Here is a 21,739-nt window from a genome sequence, read left to right on the forward strand (position 1 = left end):
TATGATTCCGTTTAATAAACCACCGGTTGTCGGCACAGAATTAGAATATATGAAACAAGCTATGGAAAGTGGCAAGCTCTGTGGTGATGGCAATTTCACAAAGAAATGTGAAAAGTGGTTAGAAGAACAATTTCATTGTCATAAAACGCTGTTAACACCATCTTGTACAGCATCGCTTGAAATGGCTGCTATCTTATTAGATATCAAGCCTGGCGATGAAGTCATTATGCCAAGTTTTACCTTTGTTTCGACCTCTAATGCGTTTGTATTACGTGGCGCAACCATTGTTTTCGTCGACATTCGTCCAGATACCATGAATATCGATGAAACAAAAATTGAAGCGGCAATCACAGATAAAACCCGCGCTATTGTTCCCGTTCATTACGCAGGTGTTGCGTGTGAAATGGATACGATTATGGCGATTGCGAAAAAACATAATCTGTTTGTTATTGAGGATGCTGCACAAGGTGTCATGTCAACTTACAAGGGTAAGGCTCTTGGCACAATTGGTCATATTGGATGCTATAGCTTCCATGAAACTAAAAACTACTCATCAGGCGGTGAGGGTGGTGCAACGCTGATTAACGATCCTGATTTAATCAATCGCGCAGAAGTTATCCGTGAAAAAGGTACCAATCGTAGCCAGTTTTTCCGTGGTCAGGTAGATAAATATACTTGGCGTGATATTGGTTCTAGTTACTTGATGTCAGACTTACAAGCAGCTTATTTATGGGCTCAACTTGAAGAAGCTGAAAAAATTAATGAGCGTCGTTTAGCATTTTGGCAGATTTACTATGATGCATTGACTCCATTAGCGGAAAAAGGCTTATTAGCGCTTCCAGTCGTTCCTGAAGGTTTAGAACACAATGCGCACATGTTCTATATCAAACTGAAAGATATCGAGCAACGTACCGCATTTAATGACTACATGAAAGAACACGGCGTTTTAACAGTGTTCCACTATGTGTCATTACATACCAGCCCAGCAGGTATGAAGTTTGGCCGCTTTGATGGTGAAGATATTTTCACAACGCAAGAAAGTGAGCGTTTAGTACGTTTACCTATGTTCTATAACATGACAGAAGAAGAACAGCAGACTGTTATTGGCCATATCCGCGACTTCTTTGCTTAATTATGTCGTTAGCCAAAGCATCAATTTGGACAGCCGGATCAACCCTGATAAAAATCGGGGCTGGTCTGCTTGTCGTCAAGTTACTTGCAGTCTCTTTTGGGCCAACAGGGGTCGGGTTAGCAGGTAACTTTCGTCAATTAATCACCGTACTAGGTGTCTTATCTGGTGCGGGTATTTTTAATGGTGTGACAAAATTAATCGCACAATATCAAGATGATGATATTCAACGCAAAAAAGTGTTGGGTACTTCATCATCCATGATTTTGCTGTTTTCTACACTATTAGCTATTTTATTTCTTCTTTTTTCTGCTCCCATTAGCCAAGTGCTATTTGGTGATGGTTATCATCAATATCAGGATATTGTAAGAGCCGTTGCTTTTATTCAAATGGGGATAGCATATAGCAACTATTTTCTTGCCATCTTAAAAGGTTATCGTGATGCGGCAGGTAATGCCTTATCAGTGATTGCTGGTAGCATTATTGGTGTTGTTGCTTATTATTTGTGCTATTTATTTGCGGGTTATCACGGTGCATTAATTGGACTTGCATTAGTACCTGCACTTATTTTATTTCCTGCTACATTTTTAGTAGCAAAGCGTAAGCGCTTCGCTTTAAGCGAGCTTAAACCTCATTGGGATAAGGCGATAGCAGGTCATCTTGGTAAGTTTACCATTATGGCGATATTAACATCGATTACATTACCCGTTGCTTATATCATGATGCGTAACTTACTTGCTGAGCACTATAGCTGGGAAGACGTAGGGATTTGGCAAGGAGTGACCAGTATTTCAGATGCTTATTTGCAATTTATTACCGCATCTTTTTCTGTTTATTTATTGCCAACACTCTCTCGATTAACGCAAAAGAGTGATATTACCAAAGAGATCGTTAAATCACTGAAGTTTGTATTACCTGCAGTAGCCGTTGCGAGTTTTATGGTGTGGTTATTACGTGATTTTGCGATTTGGTTACTGTTTTCAGATAAATTTGTCGCTATGCGTGATTTATTTGCATGGCAGCTTGTTGGCGATGTTTTAAAAGTAGGCGCTTATGTCTTTGGTTATCTGGTCATCGCAAAAGCGGCATTACGTTTTTATATCCTTACAGAAGTAAGTCAGTTTGCCCTATTGACGCTATTTTCGCGTTGGCTTATTCCTGAGCATGGTGCATTAGGTGCCGCTCAAGCCTACATGGCAACGTATATTATTTACTTCCTTCTCTGTAGTTCTGTTTTCGTGATTTATTGCAGGCGCAAATGACAACTTTGATTTACGTACTAGGTTCAGACATTGTGCATCATAACAACACAATGTTACGGTTTTTTAACGACCACCTCGTGACTGAGGCGGGGTTAACGTATAAACCTCGTTTTATCGTTGCCAGTAAAAATACTTCACTGCAAGAAAGCTACCCAGCTTTAGATATTGAGTGTTTAGCTGATAAAAAGCAGGTTGCACAGAGAGTGGTCACATTGGCCAAAGCCGATACTCACCAACGATTCCTTTTTTTAGGTCAGTTTAATGCGCCTATTTGGCTGGCATTATTAACTGGCAAGATCAAACGTCATCAATTTTGGTGGCATATTTGGGGTGCTGATTTATATCAGGATTCTAAACAGTTAAAATTTAAACTCTTCTATCTTCTTCGTAAACTCGCTCAAAAACGTGTGGGTCGAGTATTTGGTACACGAGGGGATCTGAATTACTTCGCACAATTTAACGTTAATATTCCAGCCAATTTGCTCTATTTCCCAACAAGAATGGATCCTGCGCTTACGGTGACAGAAAAAGCGCCTATTGATGAAAAACAGATCACCATTATTGTGGGTAATTCAGGGGATAGATCGAATCGCCATATTGAAGCTTTACAGGCAATTGCCGAGCAATATGGAACGCGAGCAAAAGTGATTATTCCAATGGGATATCCTGAAAATAATCACGTTTATATTAATGAAGTAGCCCAAGCAGCTAGCCAATTGCTTCCCTATAATCAGGTTGAAATATTACGTGACAAATTGGCATTTGATGATTATCTCGCGTTATTGAAAACATGTGACTTAGGCTATTTTATTTTCCACCGTCAACAAGGTATTGGCACGCTTTGTCTGCTTATTCAATTTGCGATCCCTTTTGTTATTAGTCGTCAAAATCCATTTTGGCAGGACTTAACTGAGCAAAGTGTTCCTGTTTTTTTCTCAGGGGACAAATTAGATGTTGCGCTGATTGAAGAGGCTAAACGTCAATTGCTGATGCTTGATCGTCAAAATATTGCCTTCTTTGCGCCTAACTTCACGGATGGTTGGAAAGAGTTAATTGAGATGAGTACAGGAGAGCCGCAATGACATTGGCGGAACTGGGTGGCTTAGCACTTGTTTATTTTATCTCTTTAAGTTTTATTTTATTGCTGACTTATCAAGAGTTTCGTCGAGTTCGCTTTAATTTTAATGTTTTTTTCTCAATGCTCTATCTGTTGACCTTTTATTTTGGTTTCCCGCTGACTTGTATGTTGGTATTCCAATTTGATGTCGCAGTTGTACCCGTTGATTCATTATTATACGCGCTATTAGCCTCTACCAGCTTCTATGCCATTTATTATGTAACCTATAAGGTAAGACTGAGAAAAGCGGTTGACGGCCCTTCTAGGTCTCTATTTACGATGAATAGAGTAGAAACCAACCTTACTTGGATTTTATTGGCATTAATTGCGTTTGTAACTGTGGGAATTTTCTTTCTACAAAATGGCTTTTTACTCTTTAAGCTTAAAACGTATAGCCAAATTTTTTCAAGCCAAGTGTCAGGTGTTGCGCTTAAGCGCTTTTTCTATTTCTTTATCCCAGCAATGCTGGTGGTTTATTTCTTAAAACCCACTCAACAACGATGGATTTTCTTCCTTTGTGCAACGGTGGGTTTTGGGATCTTAACCTATATTATCGTGGGTGGAACCCGCGCTAATATCATCATCGCTTTTGCGCTGTTTTTGTTTATCGGTATTGTCCGTGGCTGGATAACCTTATGGATGCTGGTTGCCGCAGGGGTTATGAGTATTGTTGGAATGTTCTGGTTGGCATTAAAACGCTATGGCCTTGATGTGAGTGGTGCAGAGGCATTCTATACTTTCTTATACCTCACTCGTGATACGTTCTCTCCTTGGGAAAATCTAGCTTTATTACTTAATAATTATGACAAGATTGAGTTTCAAGGACTTGCACCGATTATTCGTGATTTTTATGTCTTTATTCCTTCTTGGGTATGGCCAGAACGCCCAGATGTCGTGCTGAATTCAGCAAACTACTTTACATGGGAAGTGCTTAATTATCATGCGGGTCTTGCTATTTCGCCGACCTTAATAGGCTCTCTGGTTGTTATGGGGGGCATTGCCTTCATCCCATTGGGCGCGATTGTTGTAGGACTGATTATTAAGTGGTTTGATTGGCTATATCAGCAAGGGCTCAATGAAAGCAATCGTTATAAATCGGCTATTTTGCAAGCTTTTTGCTTTGGGGCTATTTTTAATATGATTGTTTTGGCACGAGAAGGTGTTGATTCTTTCGTTTCTCGCGTTGTGTTTTTCTGTTTAATTTTTGGTTTATGTTTGGTGGTTGCCAAACTGCTTTATTGGTTATTTGAAAGCGCGGGATTAGTGCGTAATTACGTGACTCGTCAAATACAAAGTGAACCTCGTTGTTTAGAGAAAAAGGAAAAGTAATGGGATCCAATTCAATTCCGAAGTATTCAATCCGCGGACATAATATCTGGGGATTTCGCGATATGGCTCATTTTCTGGATTATCTCTATGAAGGAGCACAAATAAAAAATGGCTCTCTGATTGCCATTAATGCAGAAAAAATTCTCACAGCAGAAACAGACTCAGCACTTAATGAATTACTCAATGAAGCTGATTATCTTTATGCGGATGGTATTAGTGTGGTGCGAGGTATTCGTCGTAAATACCCTGATGCAGCGGTTTCTCGTATTGCTGGTGCGGATTTATGGGAAGCGTTGATGGAAAGAGCGGGTAAAGAGGGAACTCCTGTCTTTCTTGTTGGTGGTAAACCTGAAATTCTTTCTCAAACCGAAGATAAGCTTAAAGCACAGTGGAATGTAAATATTGTAGGTAGCCAGAACGGTTATTTTACGCCACAAGATAGAGAGGCGTTATTTGAGCGTATAAAGGCCTCTGGTGCGAAGATAGTAACTATTGCCATGGGATCACCTAAGCAAGAGTTATTTATTCGTGCATGTCGTGAAATTTACCCTGATGCTTTATACATGGGTGTTGGTGGAACTTATGACGTATTTACAGGCCATGTTAAAAGAGCACCGAAAGCATGGCAAAATCTTGGATTAGAGTGGTTATATCGTTTGTTATCACAACCAAGCCGAATTAAGCGTCAATTTAAGCTGTTAAAATTCGTTGGGTATTACTATTCCAATAAATTGTAATAGGGATTGCCTCTTTTTTTGTTAGGTGTGACTGAGTAAATGATTTATTCACGCTTTTATCTAGCATCTTTATTGTTTAATTATTATACTGATGGGGCGTTTAGCGTGTAAAAACGCTCCATTTATCGACGAAATGCACAAAGTATCGTCAAACAAACTTTTTTTTTCAAAAAGCACTAGACAGACAGAGCGTAAATCCGTACTATCCTCTCCCGCAACGGCGTGAAGCGCCCGTAGCTCAGCTGGATAGAGCGCTGCCCTCCGGAGGCAGAGGTCTCAGGTTCGAATCCTGTCGGGCGCGCCATTAAAGCGTGCTAAGAGTTACGGTGAAGAACGTTGTTGTAAGAAGTAATAAGATAGCTGTTATGGTGGCTATAGCTCAGTTGGTAGAGCCCTGGATTGTGATTCCAGTTGTCGTGGGTTCGAGTCCCATTAGCCACCCCATCTTATCTTAGTTATTGTTTATGCGAGGGTGGCGGAATTGGTAGACGCGCTAGCTTCAGGTGTTAGTGTCTTAACGGACGTGGGGGTTCAAGTCCCCCCCTTCGCACCAATAAACAAGATAAGAGCAGTAATGCAGACGGCGAGTAGCGCAGCCTGGTAGCGCAACTGGTTTGGGACCAGTGGGTCGGAGGTTCGAATCCTCTCTCGCCGACCAATAAGAAAAAGCCTCGATTATATCGAGGCTTTTTCGTATCTACGATTTGCCTTTTTAAAAGTCGTAACACCATTTCTACTTCTACTTCTACTTCTACTTCTACTTCTACTTCTACTTCTACTTCTACTTCTACTTCTACTTCTACTTCTACTTCTACTTCTACTTCTACTTCTACTTCTACTTCTATAATTCGTTACTCTTTTCATATTTTTATTTATTGTTATGTGTTCCAGATAAGAAAGCCCAAATGACGTTTTTAACAAAAATGCCATCCTTGACACTTAAGGGCTATTAATAATTTAATTTATTGCCGAATTTTAATCTTCATAAAAAGATAGGTAAAATACGTAAAATAATTGGCCGTAATTATATGAAATATAAGGCTTTTATTTTGTTTGTCGGTAAATGCCAACACTCGTCATTTTTATTGTCTCCAATAGGAGACATTTAACCCATTGATTTTAAGTGGTTAAATAGTTGGTGTGTTTTTCTTGTCGTGAAAAAGAGACGTATATCAGACCCTATATTTTCTTTTCTATTTAGCAATAGCATGATGAAAGCACAGGCTATAGATTTTTTATCATTGAAAATGAGTGAAGCGAGAAAGGAAAACTAAAATTCAATAAGTTACCTTATGCTTTTTTAGAGAGAGAATATTTTTCATAAAAAATGAAAAATTGGCATGCTTAATGCACTATCTATTTTGTAGATGCTCATTCCACTCCTTATGACAGCGTATGGCTTCATAAACCTAGGAATGATGCAGAGCCGATTATTCGGTGCCTACGTCCACGTTAACGATGAACATCATTCATCATCAACAGGACGAAACGTTGAGTGAGGCACCATCCGTCTGTAGACCTGATTGTATATTTATACGCCTGTATAGTTTTATACAGGCGTTTTTTTATATACCAACCACACATCCATTTTGTATTCATCGCATTATCACGCTATTATCCAGCTCAAGGGTAGATTGGAGATAGCATCATTATGATAAATAAACAAAAAGCATATCTTGCACAAGAAAAACTCTTTCTTATAGAGAAGTTTGGCCCACTATTATTCTTTTTGATCCCTCTTATCGTGCTCATTATTGGTGGTAAATCATGGGCAAAATATGTGGCTTTTCTTTGTCAGGGGATCGCTCTGATTTATATTGTTGTGTTTTATCAGGCGAGAAAACATTACCTGTCATTTAAGCAAGAAAATGAGAAGGGAATACCCACTCGTTTTTATCGAATTGCTTGGGTGTATGTATTTTTGACTTTATGTGTAGAAGTGGTATTGCTATTTCAACATGGCTTTTAAATCAAATAAAAAAACCCTCAATAAAGAGGGTTTTTAAATCAGTCGCTCAAACAATTTATGATCACGTTCTTATCGAATGAGTTTATTTACTTTTTTTCGGCTCTTCAAAAATGACAGAATCTTTTTTCAGTGTCATTAATAAAGCATCTTTACGTACTTTCGCAGACTCTTCAGATTTTTTCTGTTTATCTAATGCATCAGCAAGCCACGCAAAGTCATGGACATCAGGACGTTGCTTTAACGCATTACGGAAAGCTTCTTCAGCTTGAGCCCATTGTCCTTGTTGCATTGCAATCTGACCTAATGTGCTATTGAGTAATGGCGTTGGCCCATGTTGTTTAATTAATGAATTGAGTACTTTCAAAATAACATTGGCATCTGTATTTTTTAAACGAGGTAATAGTAAGATCAATCGTTCATCATACTGACGTTTAACGCCGTCTAAGATGATCGTTTGAGCAGTCTCTGGATCGTTGCACTCAATAAGGTGTTCAGCTAAAACGACACGTAATGCATTATCGTGATGTACTTTACGCGGTTGTGCTTTCCACCAATTCTTCAACCCATCACAGCCATTTTCGGACATTTTCTGTCCCATAATACCGATATAGGCTTTTTGGCGTAATTGCTCTAGTTCATCATCCGTATGTAATGCAATTTTTTGCATAGAAGGAATGATATCAAGCAATGCTTGCCAAGCTGCTGTTCGTGTATAAGCGACTTCTGCAAGACGTAACACTTCAGGATGGCGTGGTGCTTGATTTAATAATTCATCAACTCCAGTACGTGCTGCATGATTTTCGTTTTGTGCTAATAAAATACGCACTCGTGTGATATCAACAGGAAGCTGATTGGTATCGGCAAGTTCAGCTGCACGTTCAAGGTGTTGCTGAACTCGAAATTCATCACCACGTTGCTGTGCGGCTTCAGCGGCTAATAGGTAGTTTACAACGGGCTGTTCTGCATAATCTGCATTACGGCTCATCAGTTTTTCAACTTCTTTAAAATCACCTTCCGCTAATTTCATTAATGCCATGCTGGTTTGTTTACGTGCACGATTACGTTTACGGAAAGAAAACCAACTATATGCTTTTGACCCTGTACCAATAAAACGGCGATAGCTCCAACCAATGAGTAACAGTGCTAATTGCAATAAAACAAACATAATAACAAGGCTGGTTACACTGGTTTCAATATCCCAATCATCAGTTTGTATAAGCACATAACCTTGGTGGCCTGCCAAGAGTGGACCAAAAATGATGCCGGCAATAAGCACCACAAAAAGGAGCAGTATTTTTAACATAAGCTTATTCTCCTTGTTGTGTTACTGGTGTATCAGTCGTTGCACTATCAGCCGCAGCATCTTGCACGTTCTCTGATGCATTATGCTCAGCCTCTACGGGTTGGGCATCTTGGGCTTCAACAGCTTGCGCTTCAGCCACTTGTGGCTCTGCATACTCATTTTGTGCCAGTAAATTGCGAATTTGCTTTTCTACACGTTTCTCTAGCAGTGTCGGGCTTTTCAATTCTGATGGCATTGCAAGCGTAATAGGTTGCTTCTCTAATTCAGATACCGTATCTAGAAATGCGGTTGTACTTGGATCAGAGGTATCAAAATAAGCTCGTACCCAAGTGGATACCGCTTCCAGAGATTGCTGATAAGTTTCAGTTTGGTGACGAGGCACGGCTTGAGAAGCAATTAATAAACGTGAACGGATATTCTCACGTAAATAGACATCTTGATTAGGTGCTAATAAAGGAACTGATGCGGTATCACGGCGACGAATGGTAATAAAATCATCCATAAAGCTTTTCCAGCTCTTACTTAGATTTTGTTTCCAATCAGAAAGTGAACCTGAAATGGTTTCGTCGTTTTTATCCATTGGTGAGCCGTTACGCTCTAAACCGGCTAAACGGAGATTATCAATCTGATTCGCTAACTGGTTTAATTGTAAGATGATGCCATCATTATCAATTTTGGTGAGTGCGGCTAAACTGCTGATATCTTCATTAATAGCACGACGGATTTCAAGTAAACTCGGATCGTTCATTTCCGCTAAGCTACTGTCAGCACCTTTTAGTAGACTTACAGCGGTCACGACATCTTGATCATTCCATAACTTACGACCAGCCATTTTCACCATAAAATCGGCTTGAGCTAATAACCAGCTTTTGACGTCTGCACTGGAAATAGCAGCAAATCGTGTTTGTAGATCTTGAATTTGACGCTCTGTCGTTTGGCGCTCGTTTTGTAATTTATCGATAGTCTGTTTTTGTGAGTTAAACATGCTATCAATATTGTCAAAGCGTTGTTGATAAGTATTTTGGAGTTGTTGTAATTGGGCAAGCTCAGATTTGAGTGATTGATTTTCTACACTCAGCTTTGATGCTTGTTGATTGGTGTAATAATAAAGGCTACCACCGATTGCTAAAATAACAAGGATAGCAACAGCACTTCCAATTAGACCTGAGCGCTTGTTATTAACAGGTTTGACTTCCTGATAGCGGACATTCTCATCAGCTTTAGCTGCATCTTTTGGCAAGTCATTATCATTCGTATTTTTCTGTTCCGTCATATCGGCGTCTCATTTAGGTTCTATATTAATGCATGAAATAAAGCATCATTATTGGCACTTTCAGCAACGGTGACGGTTTCCCACCCTAATGTTTTTGCTATTGTTGCTAATCGTTCACTGACCACAAGTAAATGGCAGTTTAACAGCCATGCTTTTTTAGATTCAGCGACCAGATCAAAGAGTTGTTGTAACATTTCACCGCTAGTGACAACAAGCGTATCAACCTGCGCTTTTTCCCATTGAAGCGCAAAGTCTTCAGGGGAATAATTAATAAATAGACGTTGGTAACATTCACATTCATCAACGATCGCACCTCGTTGACTCAATGTTGTTGCGAGTAAATCACGACCACCGTTACCTCTAAGCAGTAATATTCGTTTGTTTTTCACCTGATTAAGTGCAGGAAGTTGGAGAAGATCTTCACTGGTTTCTCCTTGCTCAGGGTAGCAAATTGGAAGACTGCTTAAATGTTGGAAATCTTTCGCTGTGCTTTGGCCTATTCCATAATAGGATAGCGTATCTGGCCATGATTGTTGTAATTGATTTAGCTGCCAGTTTGCGTATGACACCGCATTTTTGGAAAGTAAAAATATACAATCACCCGCTCTTAATCCTTTTAGTTTAGCATCTAATAAAGGGAGTTCACGACCCGCAGTGATCTCGATTAAAGGTGCTTGAAAGGCTGTTTTCCCCGCATCAATTAAGCGCTGAGTTAATGCCTCTCCTGCTGGATTGGGGCGAGTGATTAAAATACTCATGCAGGTGTGCTACCTTGATACACGGCGGTTAAAATAGCTCGCGCACCTTTATCTAAAAGCTCTTCAGCCAATGAGATACCCGCAGTTTCTGCCTCTTCTGGGGTAACTAAACGTTCGCCACGCAAAATAGTTTCACCATCAGGAGAACCGACTAAAGCACGTAACCAAATTTTGTCATCTTGCCAAATGGCATAGCTTCCAATAGGAACTTGGCAACCGCCTTCAAGACGAGTATTCATTGCACGCTCCGATTTAACGCAAACTGCGGTGCGTGTGTGATTGAGAGCATCTAATAGCTGGCGAGTTTCATTGTCATCTAAGCGACACTCAATACCAACAGCTCCTTGTCCAACCGCGGGTAAGGATTGCTCTGCAGATAATGGTGTACGAATACGCTCGTTAAGACCTAGGCGCTTTAAGCCAGCAACAGCAAGAATAATGGCATCGTAATCGCCATTATCTAATTTTCCTAAGCGAGTACCTACATTGCCTCGCAAATCACGAATAATTAGATCTGGGCGTTGTGCTTTTAATTGGCATTGGCGGCGTAAACTGGATGTACCTACAATGCTACCTGCTGGCAGTTCGTCTAAAGAATTATAATGATTAGAGACAAAAGCATCACGGGGATCTTCGCGTTCACAAATAGTAACTAACCCTAAACCTTCTGGAAAATCAATAGGAACATCTTTCATAGAGTGAACGGCAATATCTGCCCGCGATTCAAGTAGAGCAAGTTCTAATTCTTTTACGAATAGTCCTTTACCACCTACTTTAGCTAAAGGTGTATCTAGAATGATGTCACCTTTAGTGACCATCGGTACTAATTCGACGACTAAACCTGGATGAGTAAGTTGTAGTTGTTCTTTCACATAAAGTGCCTGCCACATAGCAAGAGGGCTTTGGCGGGTAGCAATACGGATGGTACTTTTTGACATAATAGTATTATCTCTTCCGAGCGATTAGCGATATTTTTGTTTAGAAATAAGGCATTGTTTTAACACTTTAAGGCCCAATTTTCCAGTTAAGGCGCTTTGTGTCGTGATTATAACGAAAGAAATGAGGTCATTATCGAAAAAGAAAAAAAGAAAAAGGAAATAGAAAATAAGTAAATTATCAATGAATACTATTGAGTTTAGTTATTTTTAGAATTTTATTCTTCTTATATCTATATAAAAAGTGTGGTTATTTACAAAAATAAAACATTAGGTTAATTTTTTTAACATTCAGTAAGTAGAAGATGATGTAAATATCATATTTAATCTGAACATATTGATAAAACAACCATTATTTTAAATCCTCTTATCTTCCTTATTATTTTTTTATATATAAAAACACGATAAATTTTAACAAAAATATTATTAAATAAAAGAAGGAGAAATAATTAAAATAAAAAAAAGAATTTATTCTTGGATTAAATAAATAATTAATAAAAATTAAATATTATTTTAAATATTATTATCGCAATATTAAAAATAGAATTCTTATTTTAATCGGAAATATAGAAAATAATCAAAAAATAGAAATAATCTATTATTATCAATTGGTTGCTTTTATTTTTACTTTTTTATCTATTTTTTATGTTTTGTCAAAATTTATTTTTAGTTTCATCATCAAGTAAACAGGGGTTTTTGTGGGGTAAAGGGAGGATTGAGAGATTTTTTTTATCATTTTTTTTATGGGTGGAATAATTTATCCTTATGATTATAAAGATATTTATCTGTTGGCTTTACACGATTAAGCGCTTAAATATCACTTTTAGATCTTGGTGCTATATTTTGAGTTCCTCTTTACGCCTTGCGCTCAAGGTGTTAAATTGATCACGTTTCCGAGATTTTGTTAGTAAAGTTTTATCTATTAATATACCTAACTCAACCTTGGTCACTTATAAACTCAGATTCTACTATCTTCTTAGTATTGTTCAGGCGAAACTCTTGTATCTTTATATTGAAACACTGAAGCAACGGCTGGATGCGATTAATCAACTCAGACTGGAACGAGCATTTGCATCGATGTGTGATGTTTTTAAACAGGTCTATGGTTTAATTCCTGTTTTATTACATTACCACCATCCTGAGTTGCCCGGCTACATACAAGGAAATGTTCCTCACGGTACATGTTTCTTTGAACCTGATGACATGCAACGTCAATGGGCGAATAAGCTGGTTAACGCATTATGTGATAATCCGATGGATGGATACGCCAATGGAGAGTTGCCAATTACTGGTATCTATTCAATGGGGAGTACTTCTTCTATTGGTCAAAGTCACTGCTCTGATATTGATATTTGGGTCTGCCATCAATCATGGCTAGATCAAGGTGAACGTGCACTTTTACAACGCAAATGCCAATTAATTGAGCAATGGGCTGGCGAACTTGGTATTGATGTTACGTTTTTCTTAATTGATGAAAATAGATTTCGTCATCATGCAAGCGGTAGCTTAGGTGGAGAAGATTGTGGCTCTACCCAACATATTCTTTTACTTGATGAGTTTTATCGTACAGCGGTACGTCTAGCAGGCAAGCGCTTACTATGGACGATGGTGCCTATTGAAGAAGAGCATCATTATGACGAATATGTTAACTCCCTTTATGCTCAAGGTGTCTTAACGCCAAATGAATGGCTAGATCTAGGGGGGTTAGGTGAACTTTCTGCTGAAGAGTATTTTGGCGCAAGTTTATGGCAACTCTATAAAAGTGTCGATTCGCCTTATAAAGCGGTACTAAAAAGTATTTTATTAGAAGCCTATTCAGCGGATTATCCTAATGGAAAATTGCTGGCATTAGAAATGAAGCAACATCTACATCGTGGCGAAATCGTCAATTACGGTTTAGATGCTTATTGTATGATGCTTGAGCGTGTCACTCGCTATTTGGTTTCTATCAATGATTTAACTCGCCTTGATCTTATCCGTCGTTGCTTCTATCTGAAAGTGTGTGAAAAATTATCTAACGAAAAAACACAAAACGAGCCAGAAGGCTGGAGACGACAAGTCTTATCGCAATTGGTTACTCAATGGCAATGGGATAATGAACGCTTAACCGTACTTGATACGCGTGATAGTTGGAAAATCGAGCGAGTGCGCGATGCACACAATGAATTATTAGATACGATGATGCAAAGCTATCGTAATCTTATTCGTTTTGCACGTCGTAATAATTTAAGTGTTAGCGCAAGTCCACAAGATATTGGTGTCTTAACTCGCAAACTTTACGCTGCGTTTGAGGCATTACCCGGTAAAGTTACACTGGTTAATCCACAGATATCACCTGATTTATCAGAGTCACATTTAACCTTTATTTATGTGCCACAAGGTCGAGCAAATCGTAGCGGATGGTATCTATATAATCGTGCCCCTGATTTTGAAAATATCGTTGGACATCAACCATTAGAATATAACCGCTATTTAAATAAATTAGTGGCATGGTCTTACTTTAATGGGTTGTTAACGAAAGAGTCTCGAGTTTATATTCATCAAGGAGAATCCTCTTGTGATGAAATTAAACTGCATGAATTAGTTAGGGATATGTCGAGCCATTTCCCAATTCGTTTACCTGCACCAACACCGAAAGCACTGTATAGCCCTTGTGAAATTCGACATCTCGCGATTATTGTTAATTTGGAAACTGACCCAACAGAGAGTTTTTCTGATCAAGTGGTTCACTTTGATTTTAGAAAACTCGATGTCTTTAGTTTCGGTGAAAAAGAGCAGTGTCTTATTGGTAGCATTGATTTGTTGTATCGTAACTCTTGGAATGAGGTCAGAACTCTCCATTTCAGTGGTACACAATCTATGTTGGAATCGCTAAAAACGATTTTAGGTAAAATGCACCAAGATGCGGCTCCACCTGCTTCTGTTGAAGTATTTTGTTATAGCCAACATTTGCGGGGTTTAATTCGTACTCGTGTCCAGCAGTTAGTCTCGGAATGTATTGAATTGCGGTTATCAACAAATCGTTTAGAGCCAGGACGTTTTAAAGCTTTACGTATTGCTGGGCAAACGTGGGGATTGTTTTTTGAACGCCTCAATGTGTCGGTACAAAAATTAGAAAATGCGATCGAGTTTTATGGTGCAATTTCATATAACAAACTTCATGGATTGCCGGTTAAATTAGATAAAGATGCTCGCTATTTACCTGCGGTGATTGATGGTTTTGCTTGCGAAGGGATTATTCAATTTTTCTTTGAAACCACAGAAGATAATAATGTCTTTAATATCTATATCTTAGATGAAGCAAATCGCGTTGAAATTTATTCCCATTGTGAGGGAAGTAAAGAAGAGTTAGTGAAAGATGTTAGCCGTTTCTACTCTTCATCTCATGACCGATTCACATACGGCTCAAGCTTTATTAATTTTAATCTGCCACAGTTTTATCAAATTGTGAAAGTGGAAGGATCAACACAAGTGTTACCTTTTGCGGGTGGATCCTTTGGTAAATTATCCGATCTGGGTAGTAAAGAAGCCCAACCTGAGATGAATGTTATTGCCCACGGATTTACAGATTACAAAGCGGTGCAACACTCTTAATTGAGTACAAATCAGTTAATACAAATGGGAGCCTTGATAGCTCCCATTATTGTAGTTAACTGTTGTGGCTAACTGCGTTTCTTAGAAAGAAAACGCTTCCCCACTTTGTTCTGCTATCGCTTGCGCTAGCATGGTTAAAAATTCACCGCCACTTCTATCACAAATCCATTGTTCATCTTTCCAATCAAAGTGATATCCACCAGAGCGTGTCGCTAACCAAACTTGATGAAACGCTTCCTGACGATTAATAATAATTTTGCTATTATTTTCAAAGGTTAATGTCATTACACCGCCATTGATTTCACAATCAATATCTGCGTCACCTTCATAATTATCAATAGTTTGTTCTATTTCTGACAAGAGTTCGTCAGCTAATTGGTGAAATTCACTGTCGTTCATCTTCATTTCCTATTTGCTTTTCGAGATCTAACTGCGATTATAGAGGATATTAACCAAATAAATGACAGGCAGATTTCGAATGAAAACGTATTTACGTTGCACTCTTGCTATAATAACACTGATTTCTCTTTCTGGTTGTGGCTTGAAAGGCCCTCTTTATTTCCCTCCTGAAGATACTCAGGCAAAAATGACACAGTCATCCCAGCCAACCCAGCAAGTTGAGAGCGTCTCAACTCAGACCAATTAGTCAATCTTAGAAACGGTAACTTCGTTTCAGGCAGGGGCAAGATGCAATTTTCAAAAATGCATGGTCTTGGCAACGACTTTATGGTGGTCGATGCTGTGACTCAAAATGTTTATTTTTCACCAGAATTAATCTGTCGATTAGCAGATCGCCATACTGGTGTTGGGTTTGATCAATTGTTGGTGGTTGAAGCACCTTATGATCCCGAACTCGATTTCCATTATCGCATTTTTAATGCAGATGGAAGTGAAGTTGCACAGTGCGGTAATGGTGCTCGTTGCTTTGCTCGATTTGTGAGATTAAAAGGCCTTACAAACAAAAGAGAGATAAAAGTCAGTACACAGTCTGGCAGAATGACTTTGAATGTTATGGACAATGACGATGTGTGCGTCAATATGGGCGAACCTGAGTTCGAACCTCAAAAAATCCCTTTCCGTGCACAAAAGGCAGAAAAGACCTATATTATCAGGGCAATGGAACGCACTGTATTGTGCGGTGTCGTTTCAATGGGAAATCCTCATTGCGTTATTCAGGTTGAGGATATTAAAACAGCAGAAGTTGAGTTGTTAGGGCCAGTGTTAGAGCAACATGAACGGTTCCCTGAACGTGCTAATATTGGTTTTATGCAAATCGTAGACAGAAGTAACCTTCATTTACGGGTGTTTGAACGTGGTGCTGGCGAAACGAAAGCTTGTGGTAGCGGGGCTTGTGCAGCAGTTGCAATTGGTATTTCACAAGGTTTATTAGATAAACGAGTGAAGGTAACTTTACCGGGTGGATCGTTGCTAATTGAATGGAAAGGAGAGGGTAACTCTCTTTATATGACTGGGCCTGCGACGCATATTTATGATGGGATCATTCAGCTATAATATTATTTTTTGAGAGGCTATCTGTATGACGGATAAAAATGAGCAGTTCTGTTGCCCTGAAACAAACGAACTTAATGATCAACAAGTGATCCGTTACCTCAGGGAGCATCCTGGCTTTTTTATCCGTAATGCAAGTTATATTGAGCAAATGCAAGTTCCTCATCCCGTCAGAGGAACCGTTTCTTTAGTCGAATGGATAATGTCGCGCCAGCGTAACCGCATCCATTATCTTGAAGAAGATATGCGTTTGTTGATAGAACAAGCCTCTGAAAATGAAGCACTGTTTAGCCAACTCTTATTATTAATTTCTGAACTATCCAACAGTGCTTCTCTTCACGAAATGCTAGAACGCTTAAACCTGTGGGCTAAGGGATTAGGGCTTTATTCAGTTCAATTACGCCTATTTACCGATCGCTGGCAATTACAGCCACCTTTGGATGCACAAGACCTACCATTATCTCGCCAAGCGTTTGAACATTTTCGCATTCAGCGTATGGGCGATGATAATCACTATTTAGGTACATTAAACGGGCAAGAGATCATGTTATTGATGCCTAATGTACGACGCTCAGGTTCTGTTGCACTCTCATTGCTAGGGCATTATGGTGATTTGGGGGTGATTATTTTTAATAGCCGAGATAACCAACACTTTCAGGAAGGAATGGGAACTGTAATGCTTGATAAGCTCGCTCATATTTTACCAGAATTGTTACTTCGTTGGGTTGCAAGGCAATGAACCAGCCAATAGACATTCCAGAAACACTCTCTGTCTCTATCGAACAATTCCTGCGTTATATTCAAGTTGAACGCCGATTAAGTCCTGTCACCGTAGAAAATTATCATCGACAACTAACTGCATTAGCGCAAATGATGATAGCGATGAAAATCACACAATGGGTATCACTTGAAAGCCAACATGTACGTATGTTACTAGCGAAAAGTCATCGTAGTGGGTTACAACCGACTAGTCTTGCTTTGCGCTTTTCGGCGTTACGTAGCTTTCTTGATTGGCAAGTGGCACAGGGAATGTTAGAGGTTAATCCAGCAAAAGGTATTCGCACACCTAAATCTGGTCGTCATCTTCCTAAAAATATGGATGTCGATGAAGTTAGCCAATTGATGAATATCGACTTAAAAGATCCTCTTTCTGTTAGAGATAGAACCATGCTGGAAGTGATGTATGGTGCAGGATTGCGTCTATCAGAATTGACTAACTTAAACATGAGCGATATCGACATGAATGAAGGTGAGGTTCGTGTTTTAGGTAAAGGAAGTAAAGAACGAAAAGTACCGTTAGGAAGAAAAGCGATAGAGTGGTTACAGAATTGGTTTCCGATGCGAGAGCTCTATGCACCTGAGGATAAAGCTGTCTTTATCTCAACCCAAAGCGGTAAGCGTTTATCTGTGCGCAGTGTACAAAAACGGTTTGAACTTTGGGGTATTAAACAAGGACTAAGTAGCCATGTAAATCCTCATAAATTACGTCACTCGTTTGCTACGCATTTATTGGAATCGAGTGGTGATTTACGTGCTGTACAAGAATTATTAGGGCACGCTAATTTATCGACCACGCAAGTCTATACCCACTTAGATTTTCAGCATTTAGCGAAAGTCTATGATGCTGCTCATCCGAGAGCTAAGAGAGAAAAATCATAATGCGCTTTTACAGAACTCTGACGCCAATTGCTGCGATGACTTTTGATTTAGACGACACACTGTATGACAATGTGCCAGTAATGGACAGAACTGAAAAAGAGACGATGGATTTTATTCGTCAATATGATCTGCGTTTTAATCATTTCACAGAAAAAGATGTGAATGCCTATAAAAAGCCACTTATAGAAAACAATCCTGATATTTTTCATGATATTACGCAGTGGCGTTGGCTTGCGGCGAGAAATATGCTGTTAGATTACAACTACAGTGAAGCCAAAGCACAACAAGGTGCTGATGAAATTATGGCGCACTTTGCTTATTGGCGTAGTCGCATTAATGTACCTAAAAATACCCACCAAGTTCTCACAGAGTTGGCGCAGAAGATACCATTAATTGCGATTACAAATGGTAATGCAAACCCATTAAGTTGTGGTCTAGGGCAGTATTTTTCACATATTTTAAAAGCTGGCCCGGATGGTCGCTCTAAGCCTTATCCTGATATGTTTGATAAAGCTGCTTCACTGTTAAATCTTCCACATGAGAAAATCCTACATGTGGGTGATCACCTTGTAACAGATGTCGAGGGCGCCGTTAATAGTGGATTACAAGCGTGCTGGATTAACCTTGATAACCGTAGTTTGTTTGAAGAAGGTGAAACCAGAGTAATGCCACATATTGAAATTACAGATTTAAGCAAACTGATAGAACTCGTTTAATGTGATATTCGGTAAGAATGGCACAGATACACGTGGTTAAAAAAGGCTTTATTTTGCATAGCGCGTGAATTCCTGTTAGTTTGTTGCTTACTCTCTATTTCTGTATATATCCACAGTATTTTCTTCACTAAATGATTGGTAATTATGGACGTCTCATATCTGCTAGAAGGCCTTAACGATAAACAGCGCGAAGCAGTAGCCGCACCTCGTATTAATATGTTGGTGTTAGCTGGTGCAGGTAGTGGTAAAACACGGGTACTGGTACATCGTATTGCTTGGTTATTATCTGTTGAACAAGCTTCTCCTTTTTCGATTATGGCTGTGACGTTTACCAATAAAGCCGCCGCAGAGATGCGCCATCGTATTGAAGACTTAATTGGTACAAGTCAAGGCGGTATGTGGATTGGCACTTTCCATAGCCTTGCTCATCGTTTATTACGCGCACATTATCTTGATGCGAATTTACCACAAGACTTCCAAATTATTGACAGTGATGATCAATATCGCCTTATTCGTCGTATTGTTAAGTCAATGGATCTTGATGATAAACAATGGCCTGCACGTCAAGGTATGTGGTATATCAACGGTAAAAAAGATGAAGGTTTACGACCACAACATATTCAAACCTATGGTAATCCCGTTGAAACAACGTGGTTGAAAGTATATCAAGCATATCAAGAAGCTTGTGATCGCGCAGGGCTGGTGGATTTTGCTGAGCTTTTATTACGCGCTCATGAACTTTGGCTTAATAAACCTCAAATTTTAGAGCATTACCAAAATCGCTTTACCAATATCTTGGTTGATGAATTCCAAGATACTAACCGCATTCAATATGCATGGATAAGAATGCTCGCAGGTCAAACGGGTAAAGTGATGATTGTTGGTGATGACGATCAATCTATTTATGGCTGGCGTGGTGCGCAAGTTGAAAATATTCAAAATTTCTTAAATGAGTTTCCTGGCGCAGAGACTATCCGGTTAGAGCAAAATTATCGTTCTACAAGTAACATTTTAAAAGCCGCGAATGCGCTTATTGCCAATAACAGTGACAGATTAGGTAAAAACTTGTGGACTGAAGGTGCAGAAGGTGAGCCTATTTCGCTGTATTGCGCTTTTAATGATTTAGATGAAGCGCGTTATGTTGTTGGCCGAATTAAGCGCTGGCAAGAAGAAGGTGGTGCGCTAACAGACTGTGCCATTCTTTATCGTAGCAATGCCCAATCTCGTATAATGGAAGAGGCGTTATTACAAGCCGCTATGCCATATCGTATCTATGGTGGTCAGCGTTTCTTTGAACGACAAGAAATTAAAGATGCCCTCTCTTATATGCGATTAACGGCGAATCGCCATGATGATGCTTCTTTTGAACGTGTTGTGAATACACCAACACGGGGTATTGGTGATAGAACATTAGATATTGTTCGCCAAGTCGCGAGAGATAACCAAATTACCTTATGGGAAAGCGCATTACAGGTTATCGAACATAAAATGTTGGCAGGACGTGCAACTGCTGCAATTCAACGATTCTTAGAACTGATTGAAACACTCGCCTCTGAAACAGCAGATATGCCATTACATGTGCAAACAGACCGAATTATTCGTGATTCAGGTTTAAAAGCGATGTATGAGCAAGAAAAGGGTGAAAAAGCACAAGCTCGTATTGAAAACTTAGAAGAGCTAGTCACCGCGACTCGCCAATTTAGTTATCAAGATGAAGACGAAGATTTAATGCCTTTGCAAGCGTTTCTTTCACATGCCGCATTAGAATCAGGCGAAAGCCAAGCCGATGCATATCAAGATGCCGTGCAGTTAATGACACTTCACTCTGCTAAAGGGCTCGAATTTTCACAAGTCTTTATTGTGGGTGTCGAAGAAGGGATGTTCCCAAGTCAAATGTCGCTAGATGAGGGGGGGCGTTTGGAAGAAGAACGTCGCTTGGCTTATGTCGGTGTCACGCGAGCAATGAAAAAGTTAACACTTACTTACGCTGAAAACCGCCGTTTATATGGAAAAGAAGTCAGCCATAGGCCTTCTCGTTTTATTGGTGAGTTACCTAAAGAGTGTGTCGAAGAAGTCCGTTTACGTGCGACAGTTTCACGTCCTGTTAATCATAGTCGTTTAGGCACTCCTATTATCAGCAATGATAGTGGCTATTCACTTGGGCAACGTGTGAAGCACCCTAAATTTGGTGATGGCACCATTATCAATATTGAAGGTAGCGGTGAGCATTGCCGACTACAAATCGCTTTTAATGGTGAAGGGATTAAATGGCTGGTGGCAGCATTTGCTCGACTGGAATAAGCCTTGATTTAAAGTGAACTAGCATTATCCCAATATAAAAAAACACCCTTGCTTATTTGATAGATAAGCTGAGGGTGTTTTTTTAAGGGAAGTTCACGTTGGTTACTTAATAATCTCGTTATCTATTCTTGCTTAATGGGATTAATTG

At 39.4% G+C, this 21,739-nt stretch carries 18 protein-coding genes and 4 tRNA genes; 17 read left to right on the top strand and 5 right to left on the bottom strand.

The window, feature by feature from the left end:
• Position 1 precedes the first annotated feature (1 nt).
• The 10 genes from rffA to GTH25_RS01030 all read left to right on the top strand — a co-directional run bounded on the left by rffA (position 2) and on the right by GTH25_RS01030 (position 7,543).
• Positions 2-1,132 carry a dTDP-4-amino-4,6-dideoxygalactose transaminase gene (rffA, locus tag GTH25_RS00985; protein WP_075674230.1) on the top strand — a complete coding sequence of 377 codons (1,131 nt, stop codon included), beginning with the start codon at positions 2-4 and terminating at the stop codon, positions 1,130-1,132.
• A gap of 2 nt (positions 1,133-1,134) precedes the next feature.
• Positions 1,135-2,391, top strand: a complete 1,257-nt coding sequence (gene wzxE, locus GTH25_RS00990; protein ID WP_156732983.1) for a lipid III flippase WzxE — start codon at positions 1,135-1,137, stop codon at positions 2,389-2,391.
• Positions 2,388-3,473 carry a TDP-N-acetylfucosamine:lipid II N-acetylfucosaminyltransferase gene (locus GTH25_RS00995; protein WP_164530269.1) on the top strand — a complete coding sequence of 362 codons (1,086 nt, stop codon included), beginning with the start codon at positions 2,388-2,390 and terminating at the stop codon, positions 3,471-3,473. Before wzxE ends, GTH25_RS00995 begins: the two co-directional genes overlap by 4 nt.
• Entirely contained in the window at positions 3,470-4,837 is a 1,368-nt protein-coding gene (gene wzyE / locus GTH25_RS01000) for an ECA oligosaccharide polymerase (protein ID WP_075674233.1), read from the top strand. The genes GTH25_RS00995 and wzyE overlap by 4 nt, the downstream gene beginning before the upstream one ends.
• A complete protein-coding gene (wecG, locus tag GTH25_RS01005; RefSeq protein ID WP_075674234.1) occupies positions 4,837-5,574 on the top strand; it encodes a lipopolysaccharide N-acetylmannosaminouronosyltransferase in 738 nt (245 codons plus the stop codon). The genes wzyE and wecG overlap by 1 nt, the downstream gene beginning before the upstream one ends.
• Before the next feature lie 227 nt (positions 5,575-5,801).
• A tRNA-Arg gene (locus GTH25_RS01010) sits at positions 5,802-5,878 on the top strand.
• Positions 5,879-5,942: 64 nt separating this feature from the next.
• Positions 5,943-6,018, top strand: a tRNA-His gene (locus GTH25_RS01015).
• A gap of 22 nt (positions 6,019-6,040) precedes the next feature.
• Positions 6,041-6,127, top strand: a tRNA-Leu gene (locus GTH25_RS01020).
• A 28-nt stretch (positions 6,128-6,155) separates the two neighbouring features.
• A tRNA-Pro gene (locus GTH25_RS01025) sits at positions 6,156-6,232 on the top strand.
• A 993-nt stretch (positions 6,233-7,225) separates the two neighbouring features.
• Entirely contained in the window at positions 7,226-7,543 is a 318-nt protein-coding gene (locus tag GTH25_RS01030) for a hypothetical protein (RefSeq protein WP_075674235.1), read from the top strand.
• An 82-nt stretch (positions 7,544-7,625) separates the two neighbouring features.
• Here the strand turns inward: GTH25_RS01030 and hemY are convergent, their stop codons facing one another.
• From hemY to hemC, 4 genes are read right to left on the bottom strand one after another with little or no spacing between them, the layout of a single operon-like run.
• Positions 7,626-8,846: a protoheme IX biogenesis protein HemY gene (gene hemY / locus GTH25_RS01035; protein WP_075674236.1), complete on the bottom strand. Its 1,221-nt coding sequence runs from the start codon at positions 8,844-8,846 to the stop codon at positions 7,626-7,628.
• Positions 8,847-8,850: 4 nt separating this feature from the next.
• A complete protein-coding gene (gene hemX / locus GTH25_RS01040) occupies positions 8,851-10,119 on the bottom strand; it encodes a uroporphyrinogen-III C-methyltransferase (protein WP_075674237.1) in 1,269 nt (422 codons plus the stop codon).
• Positions 10,120-10,139: 20 nt separating this feature from the next.
• Complete coding sequence (gene hemD, locus GTH25_RS01045; RefSeq protein ID WP_075674238.1) at positions 10,140-10,877, bottom strand: uroporphyrinogen-III synthase; 738 nt, start codon at positions 10,875-10,877, stop codon at positions 10,140-10,142.
• Positions 10,874-11,815, bottom strand: coding sequence for a hydroxymethylbilane synthase (gene hemC, locus GTH25_RS01050; RefSeq protein WP_164530270.1), 942 nt, complete (start codon positions 11,813-11,815; stop codon positions 10,874-10,876). Before hemC ends, hemD begins: the two co-directional genes overlap by 4 nt.
• Before the next feature lie 996 nt (positions 11,816-12,811).
• Between hemC and GTH25_RS01055 the strand changes: the two genes are divergently transcribed.
• A complete protein-coding gene (locus tag GTH25_RS01055) occupies positions 12,812-15,406 on the top strand; it encodes a class I adenylate cyclase (RefSeq protein WP_075674328.1) in 2,595 nt (864 codons plus the stop codon).
• 81 nt (positions 15,407-15,487) lie between these two features.
• Here GTH25_RS01055 and cyaY read toward each other — a convergent pair whose 3' ends face one another.
• Entirely contained in the window at positions 15,488-15,805 is a 318-nt protein-coding gene (gene cyaY, locus GTH25_RS01060; protein WP_075674327.1) for an iron donor protein CyaY, read from the bottom strand.
• A 79-nt stretch (positions 15,806-15,884) separates the two neighbouring features.
• Here cyaY and lptM point away from each other — a divergent pair, with 79 nt between their 5' ends.
• From lptM to uvrD, 6 genes are all read left to right on the top strand, one after another.
• Complete coding sequence (lptM, locus tag GTH25_RS01065) at positions 15,885-16,052, top strand: LPS translocon maturation chaperone LptM (RefSeq protein WP_075674326.1); 168 nt, start codon at positions 15,885-15,887, stop codon at positions 16,050-16,052.
• A gap of 41 nt (positions 16,053-16,093) precedes the next feature.
• Positions 16,094-16,918, top strand: coding sequence for a diaminopimelate epimerase (dapF, locus tag GTH25_RS01070; protein ID WP_075674325.1), 825 nt, complete (start codon positions 16,094-16,096; stop codon positions 16,916-16,918).
• Positions 16,919-16,943: 25 nt separating this feature from the next.
• Positions 16,944-17,654 (top strand): DUF484 domain-containing protein, encoded by a 711-nt coding sequence (locus tag GTH25_RS01075; RefSeq protein ID WP_075674324.1) that lies wholly within the window; start codon positions 16,944-16,946, stop codon positions 17,652-17,654.
• Positions 17,651-18,574: a tyrosine recombinase XerC gene (gene xerC / locus GTH25_RS01080; RefSeq protein WP_075674323.1), complete on the top strand. Its 924-nt coding sequence runs from the start codon at positions 17,651-17,653 to the stop codon at positions 18,572-18,574. Before GTH25_RS01075 ends, xerC begins: the two co-directional genes overlap by 4 nt.
• The gene (gene yigB / locus GTH25_RS01085) at positions 18,574-19,290 is read left to right on the top strand and encodes a 5-amino-6-(5-phospho-D-ribitylamino)uracil phosphatase YigB (RefSeq protein WP_075674322.1); all 717 of its coding nucleotides are present in this window, start codon (positions 18,574-18,576) and stop codon (positions 19,288-19,290) included. The genes xerC and yigB overlap by 1 nt, the downstream gene beginning before the upstream one ends.
• Positions 19,291-19,434: 144 nt before the next feature.
• Positions 19,435-21,591, top strand: a complete 2,157-nt coding sequence (gene uvrD / locus GTH25_RS01090) for a DNA helicase II (protein ID WP_099660291.1) — start codon at positions 19,435-19,437, stop codon at positions 21,589-21,591.
• Positions 21,592-21,739 lie beyond the last annotated feature (148 nt).

The organism is Proteus terrae subsp. cibarius, from assembly GCF_011045835.1.
GTDB lineage: Bacteria > Pseudomonadota > Gammaproteobacteria > Enterobacterales > Enterobacteriaceae > Proteus > Proteus cibarius.